The 19359-nt window shown below is 36.0% G+C and carries 19 protein-coding genes; 15 read left to right on the top strand and 4 right to left on the bottom strand.

The features are described from left to right. The 6 genes from walK (at position 1) to IGI87_RS05605 (ending at position 6863) form a co-directional block, all read left to right on the top strand. A complete protein-coding gene (gene walK / locus IGI87_RS05580; protein WP_002357946.1) occupies positions 1 to 1830 on the top strand; it encodes a cell wall metabolism sensor histidine kinase WalK in 1830 nt (609 codons plus the stop codon). Next, positions 1827 to 3137 (top strand): YycH family regulatory protein, encoded by a 1311-nt coding sequence (locus IGI87_RS05585; RefSeq protein WP_438736431.1) that lies wholly within the window; start codon positions 1827 to 1829, stop codon positions 3135 to 3137. Before walK ends, IGI87_RS05585 begins: the two co-directional genes overlap by 4 nt. Next, positions 3137 to 3991, top strand: coding sequence for a two-component system regulatory protein YycI (locus tag IGI87_RS05590; RefSeq protein ID WP_104853766.1), 855 nt, complete (start codon positions 3137 to 3139; stop codon positions 3989 to 3991). The genes IGI87_RS05585 and IGI87_RS05590 overlap by 1 nt, the downstream gene beginning before the upstream one ends. 56 nt (positions 3992 to 4047) lie before the next feature. After that, entirely contained in the window at positions 4048 to 4854 is an 807-nt protein-coding gene (locus tag IGI87_RS05595) for an MBL fold metallo-hydrolase (protein ID WP_113793844.1), read from the top strand. A gap of 209 nt (positions 4855 to 5063) precedes the next feature. Further along, positions 5064 to 5978, top strand: coding sequence for a permease (locus IGI87_RS05600; protein WP_002357942.1), 915 nt, complete (start codon positions 5064 to 5066; stop codon positions 5976 to 5978). Positions 5979 to 5996: 18 nt separating this feature from the next. Next, the gene (locus tag IGI87_RS05605; RefSeq protein WP_438736432.1) at positions 5997 to 6863 is read left to right on the top strand and encodes a TIGR03943 family putative permease subunit; all 867 of its coding nucleotides are present in this window, start codon (positions 5997 to 5999) and stop codon (positions 6861 to 6863) included. Between the two features lie 51 nt (positions 6864 to 6914). Here IGI87_RS05605 and IGI87_RS05610 read toward each other — a convergent pair whose 3' ends face one another. Next, positions 6915 to 7415, bottom strand: a complete 501-nt coding sequence (locus tag IGI87_RS05610) for a threonine/serine exporter family protein (protein WP_162782432.1) — start codon at positions 7413 to 7415, stop codon at positions 6915 to 6917. A 6-nt stretch (positions 7416 to 7421) separates the two neighbouring features. Further along, the gene (locus tag IGI87_RS05615; protein WP_104853771.1) at positions 7422 to 8174 is read right to left on the bottom strand and encodes a threonine/serine exporter family protein; all 753 of its coding nucleotides are present in this window, start codon (positions 8172 to 8174) and stop codon (positions 7422 to 7424) included. A gap of 435 nt (positions 8175 to 8609) precedes the next feature. On the opposite strand from IGI87_RS05615, the gene ireB reads away from it, so the two are divergent. The 4 genes from ireB (at position 8610) to IGI87_RS05635 (ending at position 10991) form a co-directional block, all read left to right on the top strand. After that, positions 8610 to 8879, top strand: coding sequence for a regulatory phosphoprotein IreB (gene ireB / locus IGI87_RS05620; protein ID WP_104853772.1), 270 nt, complete (start codon positions 8610 to 8612; stop codon positions 8877 to 8879). Further along, complete coding sequence (ruvX, locus tag IGI87_RS05625) at positions 8876 to 9298, top strand: Holliday junction resolvase RuvX (protein ID WP_113793845.1); 423 nt, start codon at positions 8876 to 8878, stop codon at positions 9296 to 9298. The genes ireB and ruvX overlap by 4 nt, the downstream gene beginning before the upstream one ends. A 37-nt stretch (positions 9299 to 9335) precedes the next feature. After that, a complete protein-coding gene (locus IGI87_RS05630; RefSeq protein WP_002357933.1) occupies positions 9336 to 9641 on the top strand; it encodes a DUF1292 domain-containing protein in 306 nt (101 codons plus the stop codon). A 501-nt stretch (positions 9642 to 10142) separates the two neighbouring features. Continuing rightward, on the top strand, positions 10143 to 10991 hold the full coding sequence (locus IGI87_RS05635; protein ID WP_104853774.1) for a helix-turn-helix domain-containing protein: 849 nt from the start codon (positions 10143 to 10145) through the stop codon (positions 10989 to 10991). Between the two features lie 73 nt (positions 10992 to 11064). Here the strand turns inward: IGI87_RS05635 and IGI87_RS05640 are convergent, their stop codons facing one another. Beyond that, entirely contained in the window at positions 11065 to 12234 is a 1170-nt protein-coding gene (locus tag IGI87_RS05640; protein WP_104853775.1) for an NAD(P)-dependent malic enzyme, read from the bottom strand. Between the two features lie 31 nt (positions 12235 to 12265). Then, positions 12266 to 13591 (bottom strand): 2-hydroxycarboxylate transporter family protein, encoded by a 1326-nt coding sequence (locus IGI87_RS05645; protein ID WP_438736433.1) that lies wholly within the window; start codon positions 13589 to 13591, stop codon positions 12266 to 12268. Positions 13592 to 13738: 147 nt separating this feature from the next. Here IGI87_RS05645 and IGI87_RS05650 point away from each other — a divergent pair, with 147 nt between their 5' ends. The 5 genes from IGI87_RS05650 to IGI87_RS05670 all read left to right on the top strand — a co-directional run bounded on the left by IGI87_RS05650 (position 13739) and on the right by IGI87_RS05670 (position 19356). Then, positions 13739 to 15289, top strand: coding sequence for a sensor histidine kinase (locus tag IGI87_RS05650; RefSeq protein ID WP_280210240.1), 1551 nt, complete (start codon positions 13739 to 13741; stop codon positions 15287 to 15289). After that, positions 15270 to 15962 (top strand): response regulator, encoded by a 693-nt coding sequence (locus tag IGI87_RS05655; RefSeq protein WP_438736434.1) that lies wholly within the window; start codon positions 15270 to 15272, stop codon positions 15960 to 15962. Before IGI87_RS05650 ends, IGI87_RS05655 begins: the two co-directional genes overlap by 20 nt. A gap of 185 nt (positions 15963 to 16147) precedes the next feature. Beyond that, positions 16148 to 17491: an NADH peroxidase gene (locus tag IGI87_RS05660; protein ID WP_438736435.1), complete on the top strand. Its 1344-nt coding sequence runs from the start codon at positions 16148 to 16150 to the stop codon at positions 17489 to 17491. Positions 17492 to 17675: 184 nt separating this feature from the next. Continuing rightward, complete coding sequence (locus tag IGI87_RS05665; protein WP_280210246.1) at positions 17676 to 18341, top strand: WxL domain-containing protein; 666 nt, start codon at positions 17676 to 17678, stop codon at positions 18339 to 18341. Further along, positions 18328 to 19356, top strand: a complete 1029-nt coding sequence (locus tag IGI87_RS05670; RefSeq protein ID WP_438736436.1) for a DUF916 and DUF3324 domain-containing protein — start codon at positions 18328 to 18330, stop codon at positions 19354 to 19356. Before IGI87_RS05665 ends, IGI87_RS05670 begins: the two co-directional genes overlap by 14 nt. The last annotated feature ends 3 nt before the right edge of the window (positions 19357 to 19359 follow it).

Consider the following 19359-nt stretch of genomic DNA (forward strand, 5'->3'; position numbering starts at 1 on the left):
ATGAAGAAAAAAGTTCACTTTTTTCAATCTGTTAATTTTAAGATTGCTTTATCATTTATTCTGCTGTTACTGATTGCGATTCAAATCATTGGTGGCTATTTCATTCGTGAATTGGAAGCCACTACAATTTCCGATTTTAAAAAAAATATGGATTCCCAAGTTGTCCAATTGTCAAACACGTTAAGTACGCAGATGAGCAATAAAGATCTCGAACGTAGTGACGTTGATGCAAATCTAAAAAAAGCGTTATCTGATTTTTCAAATGCAGACATTTCTGAAGCGAGAATTGTCGATGATAAAGGGATTATCCGGGCAACCAATGATTTAAATCAACAAAATATTATTGGGAAAAAGAATGATTATCGTGATTTAAATGACTTTACGAGTAAAAAATATCAAGCTTTAGATAATGATAAACGCGTGTATGTGAATGTCCAGCCGATTCAATCGCCTACTGGAGAAACAGTGATTGGCGTCCTTTATGTGAAAAGTAATTTAGAAAATAAATACCAAGAAATTACCAACACAGCAAGTATCTTTTTCACTGCTTCTATTATTGCCGCAGCAATCTCGATTATTGTGACCTTACTGATTGCACGATCTATCACGAAACCGATTGGGGAGATGCGCGAGCAAGCCATTCGAATCGCTCGTGGTGATTACGCTGGAAAAGTAGAAGTCCATGGAAAAGATGAATTAGGCCAATTAGCAGAAACATTTAATCAATTATCAGAACGGATTGAAGAAGCACAAGAAACAATGGAAGCAGAAAGAAATCGCTTAGATAGTGTCTTAACGCATATGACAGATGGTGTCATTGCGACGGATCGCCGCGGAAAGGTGATTACGATTAATGAAATGGCCCTTTCATTATTAAATGTAAAAAATGAGAATGTGATTGGGACCTCGTTATTAGAGTTGTTAGATATTGAAGAAGATTATACATTACGAAAGCTGTTAGAAGAGCCAGATGAACTGCTGATTGATCGCTCAACGTCTGATCGTGAAGAAGACCAAATGATTATCCGGGTAGACTTTACGATGATTCGTCGGGAATCAGGATTTATTACTGGCTTAGTTTGCGTACTTCATGATGTCACAGAACAGGAAAAAAATGAACGGGAAAGACGGGAATTTGTTTCCAATGTTTCTCATGAGTTGCGAACGCCTTTGACAAGTATGCGCAGTTATATAGAAGCTTTAAGTGAAGGGGCTTGGGAAAACCCTGAGATTGCGCCTAATTTCTTAAAAGTCACGTTAGAAGAAACTGACCGGATGATTCGTATGATTAATGATTTGTTAAATTTATCTCGGATGGACTCTGGGAATACACATCTTCAATTAGAGTATGTGAATTTTAACGAATTGATTAATTTTGTCTTGGATCGCTTTGATATGATGATTGAAAATGAGCAAAAAAATTACAAAATTCGCCGTGAATTTACTAAACGCGATTTATGGGTAGAGTTAGATACCGACAAAGTAATTCAGGTTTTAGACAACATTTTGAACAATGCGATTAAGTATTCGCCAGATGGCGGTGTCATTACTTGCCGACTAGTTGAAACACATAATAATGTCGTCTTTAGTATCTCGGACCAAGGTTTGGGCATCCCTAAAAAAGATCTCGGGAAAGTCTTCGAGCGTTTTTATCGTGTGGATAAAGCACGTGCGCGAGCACAAGGTGGAACTGGTTTAGGTTTAGCAATTTCTAAAGAAGTAATTCGAGCCCATAACGGGAGTATTTGGGTGGAAAGTACAGAAGGTGAAGGATCGACTTTCTATATTTCACTACCATATGAACCTTATGAAGAGGATTGGTGGGAATGATGAAATTATCAGAATGGATTACAAGAATTGGCTTGATTTTGATGGTCATTTTAAGTATATATTTTTCAGTCAATATCTGGCTGAATTCTGCCAAAAAAATACCAGAAATGAAGTCGGGAAGCCAAGTCACAACAGCTGTCAATGAAAAAGCCATTGGCGATGTCTATTTACCTTTGCAATTGATTCGAATAGCCGATGGAAAAGCGATGCAAAGTAATCGTGAAACATTAATTAGTAATGTTCAAAATGATATTAAAATGGCTACGTTTGGTAAATTGACACAAGTTGTGACAAAAAATGCAGAGCAACTTAAGCGCTACAATCAAATGGACCAAGGAATTGAACTTCTTTATCAAGGTCCCTTTTTAATCTCGGACTATGCTTCGATTTATAATCTATCCATTAATTTTACTAACTTTAATGAGTTGACGGACCAGTATTTTACGAAAATTCAATTGGATTTTAACGAAAATAAGATACGTTTTTTAGATTATGACCAAGCCAACGTCTATGAAGCACCCATGACTGTCAATAAGGCGCGCTTAATGGGAATTATCAATAAAGAGGGTTTGCAATATCAAGACGTTTCCGAAAATACGCTAACCAAACAAGGGCAATGTTATTTAACCAATGATATGAAGTTGAAAAAGTACAGTTATATCTTAGCTTCGCAGCCAGTTACTCGTTTTAGAAATGCTTTTTTCAATGAAACAGAAGATATTCAAACCAATGAAGACAGTCAAGACTTAACCTACACGAGCAAAGAAGAACGATTGTTTGCAGAAGAAAAGCTGGGGAAAATCGATTTTAAAGGGACCTTGCCAGAAGAGAATAAACGGGACTCAATTTATAACCAAAGCTTTTCTTATGTAAAACGTTTAGGAACCAACATGGGGAATTTACGTTACTTTGATCGAACGAAAGATAGTGTCAATTATCGGACCTTTGTGGAAGGTTTCCCAGTGTTCAGTAATGATTTGAAAGGCCAAGTGGATATTCGCATCACGAACAATGATAGTGCTGCGCCAAGCGTAACCATTAACACAAGTGTGAATACGATTCAAGTACCGATTCCTTCAGAAGAAGAAGTGACGTTGGAAAGCACGGAAAAATTGATTAAGCGTTTAGAAACGGCTGGTGCTAAAAAGGAAAAAATCCAATCGGCTGTTATCGGTTATACTTGGCAGACAATTGAAGAAGTCAAACAAGTCGTTGATTTAAGTCCGGAATGGTATGTCCTTTATAACAACAATTGGTACACTGCAACGGACTTGGTAAAACAATTACCAAGCTTGGAGGTGGGCTAATGGATTTTAAACGAATTGAGTGGATTTTCTTCTTAGCGTTTTTAGGATTAAATATCTTTTTATTTGGAATTTATCGGGAAGGACAACAAGAAGAAAGCAGTGTCTCTTCTTCCAGCCAAACAGAATCGATTGAGAGTCGGTTGGAGAAAGATAACATTTCGTATAAAGGAACACTTTCTTCAGAACGATTGGAAGGCTATTATTTAAGTGGGGAACAAACCAATTTTTCTGCTGCTTTAAAAATCCAACGTGAAAAGAACAAGAACTTTTTGAGAAATGGGCTGCAAATTGCGGATAATACTTTAACGAGTGTGCCTAGTAAGAACTATTTTATTGATCCTAAGAAAATTGATAAAGATTTAAGTACCTTTTTAAATGAAAAAAATGCTTTATTATTCGGAGACGAATATCAATACTTACCGGAGTTTTCTCATTTAAAAGAGCCCACGGCAGAAATTGTGGCTGCACAATCGTATAAAGGAATTCCCTTTAGAGATGATACTGCAAAATTAAGTATTTTAGCAGATACGTCAGGTGAATTATGGAAAATTAGTAAATATTCGCAAACGCACATTGAAAATATTGAGGAATTGCGAGACAAAACGGATTTATATTCTAATCGTGATGCGATAGACACGCTCTATATGAATAACCGCATTCCTAGTAATTCCAAAATAACATTCATTAAATTGGCTTATTCAAGAATTTATAAAATTCGTGAGAAAAATGTATACGTTCCAGTCTGGTTTGTAGGAATTTCTACTGGTGAAGATTCAGTTGAAATTGAACAGGTAAATGCCGTAAGTAATACCATCATCACAAATAATACTGTGCCAAAGGTGGAAAAACATTAAGGGTCGTTGTATAATGAAACACGTTAATGTTGTAATGTAGAAGGGAAGAGTTTTAAATGGATTCAGAGTTTGCTTTTAATATCAGTGTTCTTGCCAGTGGCAGTACAGGCAATTCCCTTTTTATTGAAACCAACCAAAAGAAAGTATTAGTAGATGCGGGGTTAAGTGGCAAAAAAATTACTTCACTGTTAGCAGAAGTCAATCGCAAACCAGAAGATTTAGATGCGATTTTAGTTACACATGAACATCGCGATCACATTCACGGCGTTGGCGTGTTAGCGCGAAAATATAAGTTAGATGTCTATGCCAATGAAAAAACGTGGCAAGCGATGGATCCCATGATTGGCAAAGTCGATGTTGCCCAAAAACATATTTTTGAAATGGGCAAAATTTTGACCTTGGGAGATATGGACATTGAAAGTTTTGGCGTTTCACATGATGCGATTGCGCCTCAATTTTATCGTTTTCATCGTAATAATCGTTCCTTTGTTGTTCTAACGGATACAGGTTATTGTAGCGATCATATTCGTGGTACGATTGAAAATGCGGATGCTTATTTAGTCGAAAGCAATCATGAAATTGAAATTTTGCGAGCAGGACCTTATCCATGGAGTCTTAAACAACGGATTTTAGGAGACAAAGGCCATCTATCCAATGACGATGGTGCTCTTGTGATGGCGGATGTGTTAGGTGATAAAACAAAACGCATTTATTTAGGCCATCTCAGCAAAGAAAATAACACGAAGCTTCATGCGCGAATGGCCATGGAATCTACTTTGAAGCAAAAGGATTTAGGCGTCGGTGAAGCATTTAAGGTATATGATACAGACCCAGATTCAGCCTCAGAGTTATTTCAAATTTAGAATAATGGTGGTTTAACAATAAAAAGATACGTAGGATAGTAGTTAGATAACTAGTATTCTACGTATCTTTTTGTTCTTTTATCCAGTTGTTTTGACAGCTACATCGATGATAATACTTTTAAACTCTTAGTTAATTTTTTGACAAATACTTGTGTTTGTCTGGTGTTAGGAGTATAGTTAATTAGATTTTTACTAGTGGGAGGTCTATGATGTTTCAATTTTTACCAAACTCTGTTTTACAGATGAGCACTATTTTCCTTTCGATTATTATCGAAGCATTGCCTTTTGTCATGTTAGGTTGCCTGATTTCAGGCGCTTTACATGTTTTTTTAACACCAGAACGAGTAAAAAAAGTGTTACCTAAAAATAAATTTTTATCAATTTGTGTAGGTAGTTTTCTAGGTTTTTTCTTCCCTTCATGTGAATGCGGGATTGTACCAATTGTGCATCAATTTGTTAAAAAAGATGTACCAACACATACCGCTTTTGCTTTTATGTTAACGGCACCAATCATTAATCCAATTGTGCTATTCTCAACATACGTAGCCTTTAGTGGCGCAACAAAATTTGTGATTTGGCGAGTTTTAGGCAGTATGATTGTTGCGTGGGTTATCGGCATTTGGTTAGCTTATTTTCGAAAAGAATCAATTTTAACAGAAAAAGAGTTGGCGCAAATTAAAGAAGAGCAGGTTGCTCATACGCATGAACACGTTGATGAAGCTCGTTCATTTTGGAAAAACGGCTGGTCAGCGTTAACCCATAGTATTGATGAATTTTTTGATACGGGTCGTTATTTAATTTTTGGTTCTTTGTTGGCAGCAATCATGCAAACGTATATCCCAACTGGTGCACTTATGCAATTGGGCCATTCAAAGATTTTAGCGATTCTAGTCATGCTAGTCATCGCTGCCACTCTATCACTTTGTTCAGAAGCAGATGCATTTATTGGTTCATCTCTTTTGAGTTTGTTTGGAACAGGACCGATTGTCGCCTTCTTAGTTTTTGGTCCAATGGTAGATATTAAAAATTTATTGATGATGAAACGTTATTTTAAAATGTCATTCATTGTACAATTTGTTTTGATAGTGGCGCTTGTCGTAACTATTTATGCAGCAGTAGTTTAAAAAGGAGGCCTACAATCGATGATACGATTTATTATTTTAATTGGATATATGGGGTTGATGATGTATCTTCAAATTTCAGGTGAGCTCAACCAATATATCAATGTTCATTATAATTATTTAGCTGTTTTATCAATGGTTTTAGCTTTTATTATGGCGATTGTTCAATTGATTTTGTGGAACCAAGCAGATCCATCAATGCAAAAAAAACATGAAGAAATACACCAACATGGAGGACATGAGCATCATGGTCATCAGCATAATTTGGAAAAAACCAGCCAAAGAGGGCTTGCCTATTTACTACTGTCTTTACCGTTGATTGTTGGCTTATTATTTCCGACAGTTAGTTTAGACACAACAATTGTTGAAGCAAAAGGATTTAACTTTCCAGTAAGTAAAGAATCAGTAGGGGATCCTGATATGCAAACGCAATATTTGAAACCTGATACAAGTATGTACTTCAATAAGACGGATTATGACAAGCAGATGGCAAAAGCCATGAAACAATATGATGGACAATCTGTGATTTCAATTACGGATGAAAACTATTTGGAAATTATGGAACTAATCTATAATTATCCAAGTCAATTTGCAGGAAAAAGGATTTCTTATAAAGGCTTTGTCTATAATTCAAAACGAGAAGAAAGTGTTGACCAATTTGTCTTCCGTTTTGGAATTATTCATTGTGTCGCTGATTCTGGCGTTTTTGGCTTGTTGGTTCATTTTCCTGAACATACTCAATTTCAAAACAATGATTGGGTAACGATTACTGGAACGGTTGAGTTGTCCTATTATCCACCGTTTAAACGACAAATACCAACTGTGCAAGTTGAGAAAGTCATAGCGGATCAAGCACCAAAAAATCAATATGTCTATCGTTCCTTTTAAAAAAAGTTGGTTGCTTCCATTTGATAAGGAAGCAACCAACTTTTTTGATATCTATTTTTTTATTTTGTTGCGCTTACGACGAATAAAACCCAAAGATTCTCTTTTTTCTCGAAAGCTGCGGATATTCTGATTGAAAACCTCAGAAGCGACTAAGCCTAACGCAATTGCCCCAGCAATCATTACAGCTTGCACGGTAAAATAGGCGCCTTTTTCATAATTGCCAATTACGATATTCCGAACAGCTTGATAAGCTAAGCCGCCAGGCACTAATGGAACAATACCAGGAATATTAAAAATCGTGACAGGCATTTTCAATATTTTCGAGAATAGATAGCTTATTGCAGCAACACCCACAGCACCAATAAGGGAACCTAATGCCGCATTTCCACTAAAAACTTCAACGATTACCCAGTAAAGCATCCAGCTGACACTGCCAGTTAGACCGCAAGCCACCAGTGACCGTCGAGGAACATTAATAATAATCGCAAACGCTGCAGAAGCTAAAAAACTAAAGATAAATTGTACCAAAACGATTCCTAGCAAGTAAGTCACTCCTTTTTAATAGAAAAGTTGAAAGACAAAAGCAATGCCAAAACCAATCATTCCTGAAGTCATTAATGCTTCAGTCCCACGAGAAACACCCGATAAGTAGTGTCCAGCTAACAAATCGCGAAGGGCATTGGTAATTTGCACACCAGGTACTAAAGGCATGACACAACCAATGATGATTAAATCTTGTGATTGTCCGAGTCCCAATTTGACTGAAAGAATAGCGGCTGCACCAATGAATAACGAAGCTAAAAACTCAGATAAAAATTTAATCTTGAGAAACTTTAAACTGAAATAATAAAGACTGTAGCCGCAACCACCAATTAGAAAAGTCAAGAACAAATCGGACCAGACACCACCAAAAAGAATCATAATCGTACCGCTGACAACGGCCGCACTAACGATGCGTGCGCTAATCGGAAAATGTCGGTGTTCACTATCAATCATTTTTAGTTTATTTAATAATTCCTCTAAAGAAATATCACCAGCTACATAAGCACGAGACAGTTGATTCACACGAGAGATTTTTTCTAAATCAATGCCACGTTTCATTACTTGAACCATCCGAATCGTGGAGGTCCCATCTATGCCAACAAATAATCCAGTTTGTGTCACATAGCTAACCATTCGATAGTTGCCAGAAGCAAGCGCAATCCGGCTCATTGTATCTTCAACACGATACATTTCTGCATCACTTTCTATCATAATTTTACCAGCTAACAAACAGGTTTCTAAAAGTAAATCCAAATGAGCAGGAGTCATTGAGCAAGCCTCACTTTATGTATTTTCTTCTAGTGTACTACAAACCAATCAAAAAGAGGAAATAAATAACAGCCGCAATCAAAAAATTACATCGTAAACAGATTGTTAGCGAATTGTAACATTAAAAGACTGATATTATTTAATCATAGATATTTAAAAGTTTTCGAAAGAAAAACGTCGATTTTTTCACAAAATAAATTGAAGGGAAAGGTGATATTCTGGCGATTTATCAGAGCTTTATTCTTGTTTTATAAAGTTGTGGATTTGTTTTTATAATTTTAAAATTATCGATGGCTGTCATTTTTTTGCGAAGCCTTTATTAATAAAAGACTAAGAAATAACAAAAAAGAGAGAAGAGGAAGAAATTTTGTTTGTAGTTTCGGTTCTTTTCTAGTAAAATGAAATTGTATAAAAGTAGAAGTGAGGTGTAGTAAAATGGGTTTTACAGACGAAACAGTACGCTTTGATTTTGATGATAATCGAAAAAAAGCAATCAGTGAAACGTTAGAAACCGTATATCGGGCATTAGAAGAAAAGGGATACAATCCTATTAACCAAATAGTAGGGTATTTACTTTCTGGGGACCCGGCTTACATTCCTCGTTATCAAGATGCTCGAAACTTAATTCGTCGTCATGAACGCGATGAAATCATGGAAGAATTAACCAAATATTACTTAGTGAACCACGGAATCGATGTCAAATGAGGATCATGGGGCTAGATGTAGGTTCGCGAACAGTCGGCGTGGCTGTCAGTGATTTATTAGGTTGGACAGCACAAGGCATCGAAATTATTCGTATCAACGAAGATGAAGAAAACTTTGGTTTTGAGCGATTAGGTGAATTGGTGAAAGAATACGAAGTTACGAAATTTGTCGTAGGCTTACCGAAAAACATGAATAATTCAATTGGTCCTAGAGCTGAAGCATCGATAGCATATGGTGATAAGATTCAAGAATTATTTCAATTACCGGTTGACTATCAAGATGAACGATTAACAACTGTCCAAGCAGAGCGTTTCTTGGTGGAGCAAGCAGATGCTTCAAGAGCCAAAAGAAAAAAAGTTATTGATAAACTAGCAGCAGTAATGATTCTACAAAATTATTTAGATGCACACAGCCGATAATTATCGAGCTTTGAATACATCAAGGGAGAGAAGAAGAATGACAGAACACAACCACGATCATGATCATGAAGGACATGAACACATTACTTTAGTAGACGAGCAAGGAAATGAAACATTATACGAAATCTTACTAACTGTCGATGGTCAAGAAGAATTCGGTAAAAATTATGTTTTATTATATCCAGCAGGAATTCCTGAGGATGAAGATGTTGAATTGCAAGCTTACTCATATGTAGAAAATGCAGAAGGAACAGAAGGCGACTTACAACAAATCGAAACAGATGCTGAATGGGACATGATTGAAGAAGTTTTCAATACATTCATGGCTGAAGAAGAAGAGTAAAACTGTAACGAGAGAAGCGCTACTTCTCCTATTGAGAAGTAGCTTTCTTAATAATAATTGTTATAATGTACATGTTGTTTCTATCATAAGATACTATCGCTATCATTGAACGTATTAGATAAAGGAGGACAGCCTTGTCTAGTTTTACAAGATGTTGTAAAAACGTAACATCCTTGTAATGACGTTAATTTGATAACTATCTAGCATAATTTATAATTTGTGTTATACTAAGGATGGGGTTTTGGAAATACTGTTAATTTTATAATTTTGAATAAAAAAATAGCTCTACCTACTGGCATAGGTAGAGCCGTCAGAAATTCAGTAATGTAGCTCACTAATTATTGATGAGGAGCATTTCCGTATACTGTAATTCCAGTTAATAAAGCAAGTAAATCAAACATATATTTCACCTCCTTTATTATGATAGCTTCATTATAACATTATCTGTAAAATGATGGTATGTTTAATACAAAAAAAAATAGAAAGATTGGAGTTTTGACTGTGAGAGTAGCGGGAGAAAAAATCAAAGCAGCGCGTAAAAAGAAAAAATTATCGCAAGCTGAATTGGCAAAAGGAATTTGTACACAAGCAACAATTAGTAACATTGAAAACAAAAATGTGTGTGACAGTTTAGACATTTTCTCATCTGTATGTCTACGTTTAGACTTACAAGTGGAAGAATGTATCGAAGGTTCTAGTGAGAAAAAACTCGAAAGCTTATTAAATAAAGTAGAAGAATTATGCTTTTACTTTAAGCACGATGAAGCCTATGATTTGTTGAAAGACTATCCAGATGATATCGAAAGTTCAAACAGAATTTTAGAAACAAAATTTTTCTATTATAAGGGAATTACGAGTTTATTAGGTAAGAAAAATAATAGCGAAGCATTGTTCTATTTACATCGTGGTTCTGAAATTAGTCGTGATATTAATATTTATAATATTTTGAGCATGAATGCGATTGGTATTTTATATGAATTAGAAGATGATATTGAAAAAGCAAAAGTTTATTACGATAAATCTTTACAATTGCTAAGCGAATTCAAATTAGATTATCCTTTAGAGCAATGCCGTATTTATTATAATACTGCAAAATTCTATTCATTAATTAAAGACTATGCAAAGAGCATTGAATTAAGTGATAAAGGAATTGAAATCAATCGGACACACAGTTCTATTTATTCTTTAGATTGCTTATTATACGAAAAAGCGTTTAATAAACAAATGCTAGGACTAGATGCTGTGGAAGATTATCGTATTGCGTACTACTTTACACGTTTCTTTGAAAATAAAAAATTACTTGCTTATATTGAAAAAGATATGCAAGAGTTTAACATCAGTTTTAAATAATAGATTATCGTTTCAGGTTTTAAAAAGGAACAACTTAACTCCTCTTGAGTTAAGTTGTTCCTTTTTTCTCTTTTTAATTTATTTCTTTGACAGCGTTACGAACACTTTCGGCGACGACTTTGGCTACTCCTTCTTGGAACGGATCGGGAATAATATTCGTCGGCGTGAGTTCATTATCGGGAATCAATTTTGCAATCCCTTTGGCAGCGGCAATTTGCATTTCAATCGTAATCTTTTTCGCACGAGCATCTAAGGCACCGCGGAAGATACCAGGGAAGGCCAACACATTATTAATTTGATTCGGAAAGTCACTACGACCAGTTCCGACAATATAAGCACCTGCCGCTAAAGCTTCATCTGGAAAAATTTCAGGAACTGGGTTAGCCATTGCAAAAATAACCGGTTGCTCATTCATCTGTTGAATCCACTCGGGTTTTAAAACACCTGGTGCCGAAACACCAACAAAGACATCAGCGCCTTCAAGTGCAGCAGCTAAATCACCGGTACGATGTTCCTGATTGGTTAGCTTTGCAATTTCTGCATGGTGTGGTGGTAGAGCTGTGTCTGTTTCACTCAGAATCCCTGTACGGTCAACAATGATAATATGTTTTACGCCAGCAGCTAAAAATTTTCTTGTGATTGAAAGACCAGCAGAGCCACCTCCATTGATTACCACGTGAATGTCCTCTATTTTCTTGTCGATTAATTTTAAGCTGTTGTACAAAGCTGCTAGAACAACAATCGCCGTCCCGTGTTGATCATCATGGAAAACGGGAATATCTAGTTCGTCGATTAAACGCTGTTCAATTTCAAAACAACGAGGAGCGCTGATATCTTCCAAGTTAATCCCCCCAAAGGTTGGAGCCAAAAATTTCACTGTTTGGATGATTGCTTCGGTATCTTGTGTATCTAAAACAAGGGGAATCGAATCTACACCAGCAAAGCGTTTAAACAAAGCGGCTTTTCCTTCCATGACAGGCATCGCTGCTTCAGGACCAATGTTACCTAAACCTAAAACTGCTGAGCCATCACTAATAACGGCAACGGTGTTTTTCTTCGTCGTTAATTCGTAAGCTCGTTCTTTTTTTTCATGTATGGCAGAAGAAACAGCCGCAACACCTGGAGTGTAGGCAATTCCTAAATCTGCTTTTGTTTCAATCGGAACTTTAGGGCAGACTGCTAATTTTCCCCCAAATTTTTTTGCTTGTTCAATTGCTAATTCTTTTACATCTTTTGTTGACATATCATTTTCCTCCTAAATAATTCAAGTATGGTTAAAAAAGCATTCTAAAAATAGCTGTCATTGTTATTACTGTAATGGCGCCGCCTAAACGTGTCGCAACTTGTGCAAACGGCATTAAGTTCATTCGATTGGCTGTACTTAAAATAGCAACATCGCCAGTACCACCCATACCACTCTGGCAAGCGGAGACAATGGCAGCCTCGACGGGATTCATATTCATGAAGCGTGAAACGAAAAATCCTGTAGCAATAACAGTGAAAACAACACTAATCACCACAATAAAATATTGCCAGCTAAGCATTCCTACGACATCTTTTAAAGGAATATATAACATACCTAAGCCAACCATTAACGGGAACGTAAAGTTACCAGAGATAAATTTATAAAGCTGTTTTGATCCGCGTTGGGTTTCTTTCGGTACTACGTTTAGGTATTTTAAAAAGGCTGCAACGACAATCATCAAAACAGGACCAGGAAAGCCTGTTAAATGTTGCAATAAACCACCCGTAATAAATAAGGTACACGCAATTAAAACACCATCGCCCATTAATTTTACATCAATTGGTGCTTTGTCTTCTTCTAGGGCATCACTTAAATCATCTGAATTGGTAATTTTAATCAACTGACCTTGTCCAGAAAGTTCAGGGCGTTTTTCTCCTAAACGACTGAGTAAACCAGAACACATGATAGCAAAAAAATTACCAATAATGGTTGCGGGAATTAATTGCCCCACTAATTGTTCACTTGGCAATCCTGTAATGGCACTATAACCAAGGGATAAAGGAAGAATGCCTTCACCGATTCCACCAGCTAAAACAGGAGTGACAATATAGAAAAGACTATGTTTCCAACCGAGGCCTAACAGCGTTCCAACAAGGGTCCCAACACCCATTGCTAAAATCATTCCTAATGCCATTGGGACAATCATACGCATTAAACCTTGGACTAAAATTTTGCGGTTCATTCCAAGGATACTTCCACAAACCAAACAAGCAATATAGAAATAGAGAAAGTTTGCTTGTTTCATTAAAATATCTGTTGAGTCTAAGACATTTTGGTTCAGTAAATTGAAAAAGACCATAATTGATGGTACTAATAAAGATAAAATTGCGGGACCGCCAAAATGTTTCAAAATAGGAATATTTCCACCAAGTGTTCCAAGTAACCAACCCATTGTTAAAATTACGGCAAAACCACCTAACATATTGACTGGTAGTTGTTTTAAAAGAGCCGTAACGAGAATGATGCTAGCTGTTACAAGATAAATAGGTAACGTAACCGAACCAATCCTTGTTTTGGTTAATTTATTGCGCCAATCTGTTTCGTTAGCAGCAGCTGCGTGCAATTTCTTTTCCATGCTATTTCCTCCTATAACTTTAATCTATATTCATCATAATGTAAACGTTTTCTTGATAGTAGATTATTTAATTAATTTAACTAAAGAAAAGTTTTTTAACCAAATCTTCCTATGCTATACTTTATTTGAAGAGAAAAGAGGGATGGAATGAAGCGTGGCGGGAAATTATGGTGCTTCTTGTCAGTGATTTTTATTGCAACATTAATTATTATGATTACTTTCTTTTACGGAGTAACGACAGTCCAAACAATTAAAGAAGTTCAGAAAAACCAAGAACAAGCACTTTTAGCAGTCGGGGAACAGTTGGCTATTGAACCGAATGTTATTGAAGCCTTAAAGAATAATCATTATTCAGATGAATTGGAAGCGTATACGGTTCGTTTAGGTAACATCCATCAATTGGATTTTATCGTGATTATGACTATGCAAGGGATTCGTTTAACACATCCTGATCGCCAAAAAATAGGTAAGCATTTTGAAGGTGGCGACGAAGTGCGAGCATTAAAAGGAGAGGAACATTTGTCTGTTAGTCAGGGGAGTTTAGGGGAATCATTACGAGGTTTTGTCCCAGTCTATGATCAAGGAAAACAAATTGGGGTTGTTGCAATGGGCATTAAAATGACCTCACTTTCACAATTGATTGAACGAACAAAAAATGATTACACAGTGAGCGTCCTTTTAAGTGTTGGTTTTGGCTTTATTTTAGCCATCGTTGTTTCTTATTATTTAAAAAAACAACTTCACGATTTAGAGCCAAGAGAAATTGCTCGTCTATTAGAAGAGCGAAACGCCATGCTCGAGGAAACAAAAGACGCAATCCTTGTGATTGATACCGATCAAAATATTTTATTAGCAAATATTGAGGCAACTAAAATGTATCATAATATGACAAATAGCGAAGAAAATTTACTAGGAAAGAAACTGTCAGCATTGGTTTTATCTCCTGAAAAATTAATCGTACATTCAAAAACAGAGCAATTCTATCGTCAAAATGGCCAGGATTATTTCGTTTCAATCGCCCCGATTAATGTCCGTAAAAAAACAATTGGGCATGTTATCTTTCTGAAAAATGCGACGGAAACGTTTATTGTCGCAGAACAGCTTGTCAGCACAACAACGTACGCTTCGGCATTACAAAGTCAATCACACGAATTTATGAATAAGATGCATGTCATTTATGGCTTAGTCGATTTAGAAGATTATGAGGCGCTAAAAAATTATCTCGCCGATTTATTGAAACCAGAAAAGGAATTTGCACAGCGCTTAGCTATTTTGGTCAGGAACCCTATTTTAGCTGGTTTTTTAAGTGGAGAAAGAATTAAGTTTGCGGAAATTAAAACGCAATTAGCCATTGAAATTTATCCAGAAATTCCACCAAATAAACGAGATGAAGATACACAAAATTTGATTGCTATCTACCGATATATTCATCGTTTCCTGATGGAACAACCGTTACCAGAAGAGATCATTGAAACCATTGATTATCAGCCAGAAAGTTTGACGACGACTTATTCGTTTGCTTATCCAAAAGAACAACTGGAACGTTTTGAGCAAGAGTTTTTCACTTCTTATTTGGCAAGATTATTAGAGAATGCGGAAGCGACATTGACTTGGGAAAACCAACAAAACAATTGGCTTGTCATTCGCATAAATGTTCATTACGAAGGAGCAGAGGAAAATGAACCTATTGATTATTGAAGACGATCCTATGGTTGCATATATACATCAAAAATATCTTGAAAAATTAATTCACCAACCGACTATTTTTACGGCGGCAACAATTGCTGAAAGTCTACAACTAACGAAAGAAAAACAACCAGCACTTGTTTTATTAGATGTTCATTTAAAAGATGGCAATGGCTTGAGCTATCTGGCAACAATTAGAGATGAAAAAATTGATACAGAAGTCATCCTGATTACGGCTGCTAACGAGTTGGAAAATGTTAAGCGAAGCTTACACTTAGGTGTTTTAGACTATTTAGTTAAACCCTTTTCTTTTGAGCGATTTCAACAAAGTATCGAAAAATTTCAGAAGAAAGCTGCTCAATTCACGCTGGAAACGGAGGCGCTTTCGCAAACAAAAGTAGATCAATTGTTTCATTCTTCACAGACAAACGCATGTAAAAATGAACAAGATCTTCAAAACCTGTCCTTAGAAAAAGGACTAACACAAGCAACATTACAATTATTGTTAAAAAAAATAGACGAATTTACAGACTATTTTACGATTCAAGAATTATCAGAAGCGAGTCAGCTTTCTCATGTTTCTGTTCGCAAATATGTGTTGTTTCTAGAAAAAAATAACCTTTTAGAAAGTAAAAACAGCTATTTAAAAGTGGGGCGCCCCTATCAATCGTATCGCAGAATTTAGTATTTTTTATTTTTTAGTAAATAAAAAAAGTAATTGAAAAGTGGCGAAATACAGAGGATACTCCTTTTTATTCTCATTTAAAGAACTTAATTGAGAATGATAAAGAGGATATTACTTGTTATTTTTTGAGGAGATATGATATTCTTTATTAAGTAAGAAATAATATTATATGGGAGGAACGAGCGATGAAAGTTATTGTTTTAGGATCATCACATGGAGGTTATGAAGCGGTAGAGGAATTACTAAATCTTCATCCTGATGCAGAAATTCAATGGTATGAGAAAGGTGATTTTATTTCATTCTTATCTTGTGGCATGCAGTTGTATCTAGAAGGAAAAGTGAAAGATGTTAATTCTGTTCGTTATATGACTGGCGAAAAAATGGAGAGCCGTGGTGTGAATGTCTTTTCTAATACTGAAATTACAGCGATTCAACCAAAAGAACATCAAGTGACAGTGAAAGATTTAGTGTCAGGTGAAGAACGTGTTGAAAATTATGATAAATTAATCATCAGTCCCGGGGCTGTCCCATTTGAATTAGATATTCCAGGTAAAGATTTGGACAATATTTACTTGATGCGTGGTCGTCAATGGGCCATTAAATTAAAACAAAAGACAGTAGACCCGGAAGTCAATAATGTGGTTGTGATTGGTAGTGGTTATATTGGTATTGAAGCTGCCGAAGCATTTGCGAAAGCTGGCAAAAAGGTTACTGTTATTGACATTTTAGATCGTCCATTAGGGGTATATCTAGATAAAGAATTTACAGATATTTTAACAGAAGAGATGGAAGCCAATAACATTACCATTGCAACTGGTGAAACAGTTGAACGTTACGAAGGCGACGGCCGTGTACAAAAAGTCGTTACGGATAAAAATGCTTACGATGCTGATTTGGTCGTTGTAGCGGTCGGCGTTCGTCCAAACACTGCTTGGTTAAAAGGTACCTTGGAATTACATCCGAATGGCCTAATCAAGACGGATGAATACATGCGAACAAGTGAGCCAGATGTTTTTGCAGTAGGGGATGCTACGTTAATTAAATACAATCCTGCAGATACAGAAGTAAATATTGCTTTAGCAACGAATGCTCGTAAACAAGGTCGCTTTGCTGTGAAAAATCTAGAGGAACCAGTTAAACCTTTCCCTGGTGTTCAAGGATCTTCTGGTTTGGCCGTCTTTGATTATAAATTTGCGTCTACAGGGATTAACGAAGTTATGGCCCAAAAGTTAGGAAAAGATACAAAAGCGGTGACAGTAGTAGAAGACTACTTAATGGACTTTAATCCAGACAAACAAAAAGCGTGGTTTAAATTAGTGTATGATCCTGAAACAACACAAATTTTAGGTGCTCAATTAATGTCAAAAGCAGATTTAACTGCAAACATTAATGCTATTTCATTAGCGATTCAAGCCAAAATGACGATTGAAGACTTAGCCTATGCGGATTTCTTCTTCCAACCAGCGTTTGATAAACCTTGGAACATTATTAATACAGCGGCTTTAGAAGCGGTAAAACAAGAACGTTAATAAAACCAGACAAGAACGATGCTGAAAATAGTATCGTTCTTTTTGTATATTTTCAAAAAAATAACAACGCACTTTTACTTTTTTTCTAAAACAAAGAATTTTTTTACTCTTACTAAAATTTCAAAATGATGTAAAAATAAAAGCAGGTCGCAAGTGACCAAGAAATTTTAGGAGGAATTTTAGAATGAAAAAACAAATTTTAGCAAGTGTTGCATTAAGTGCATTAGCATTAAGTATTGCGGGACCAGCAGTTTATGCAAATGAAGCAACCTTACAAGACACGCAAGCTGATGTAACTTTAAAAGCAGGTTCTGGGAAAGACGTCAAACCTGTCGTTGATCCAACAGGTGATACAGATGAAAATCCATCTACAGGTGGTGAAGGTGCATTATCAATTCCGTACGCTTCAAGTATTAGCTTTGGTGAACAAGAAATTCAACAAGGCGATACCACTTACTTTGCACAGAACGAAAAACCATTTGTCCAAGTTAATGATACCCGTGGAGGTGCAGAAGGTTGGGCACTATACGCATCCATATCAGAATTTAAAGGTGCAACAAATCAAAACGTTTTAAAAGGTGCGCAGTTAACCTTAGCCAATGGTCAAGTAACTACAGAAGGTAACCAATCAGAAGCACCAATCATTGCATCAAATAGTTTAACGTTAAATGACTCACCACAACCATTAATGTCAGCTGAAAAAGGTAAAGGTGCAGGAGCCTGGGCTGCTTTATTCCAAGGGGAAAAAGGTAAAAATGAAAATGTAAAACTTTTTGTGCCACGTGCAGGTGTTGAAGCACAAGCTTACACAGCAACGATTACATGGGGATTATCTGATGCGCCAGCGTAAGACTTTAAAAAGATGGGGAACCTTTATTCCCATCTTTTTTCTTAGTTTAGTCAGCTGGTTGGTTTTGTGGTCTGCACCGGCTTCCGCTGAGGGGAATCAGATTAATTTTGAAGCAGAAGCTATTTTACCAGAAAACCAGCAATCTTCTGTTAGTTATTACGATTTAAAAGTAACCCCTGGAAGTACACAAGAGTTTAAGTTACGCTTGAAAAATGTAAGTGATCAGCCTGTTAAAGTCCGTGTCGATGCAAATAATGGGATTACCAATAAAAATGGCGCTTTAGATTATTCACAACATGGGAAAAAATTATTAGGTAGTCCTACATTTGAGGAATTGATTTCGCCGTCACAAACAGTCGAATTACAAGGAAAAGAAACAAAAGAAGTTTCATTTCAATTAAATGTTCCTAAAAATGGTTTTGAAGGAACGATTTTAGGTGGATTTTATTGTTATGAATTAACAGATGGAAAAGAGAAAGAAGTAAAAGGGTTTAGTTTAACGAATAAATTTGCTTATACAATCGGAGCAAAACTTGTTGTTGAAAATAAAAAAATGGAACCTGTATTTCAGTTAACAAAGGTGAAACCAGGTTTAGAAAATGGCTATTTAACACTGTTCGCGACAATTGAAAATCCAGCACCAGTTTTAATGAGTCAATTGAAAATGAACGCCTTTGTTACCAAAAAAGGAAAAAATGAGAAAATTCGCGAATTATCAAAACAAATTTCTGTAGCACCACGTAGTCAATTTGAACTTCCGATTAGTTGGAATGACGAAGCCTTAAAAAAAGGGTTGTATGAATTGACGATTCAGTTGGAAGATCAAAACGGTAAAAAGTGGACATTGAAAAAAGCATTTGAAATTAAAGGTGAAGATGAAAAATTGAATGATGAGGCAGTCAAAGTCACACGTCCTGCTTCGAATATCCTTCTGTATCTTGTGATAGGCAGCTGTATCTTAATTATTCTGGCGTTAATCATTTATATTTTAAAACTACGCCAAAATAAATCATAAATA

It is taken from the genome of Enterococcus sp. DIV1444a (genome assembly GCF_051712125.1).
Taxonomy (GTDB): Bacteria; Bacillota; Bacilli; order Lactobacillales; family Enterococcaceae; genus Enterococcus; species Enterococcus faecalis.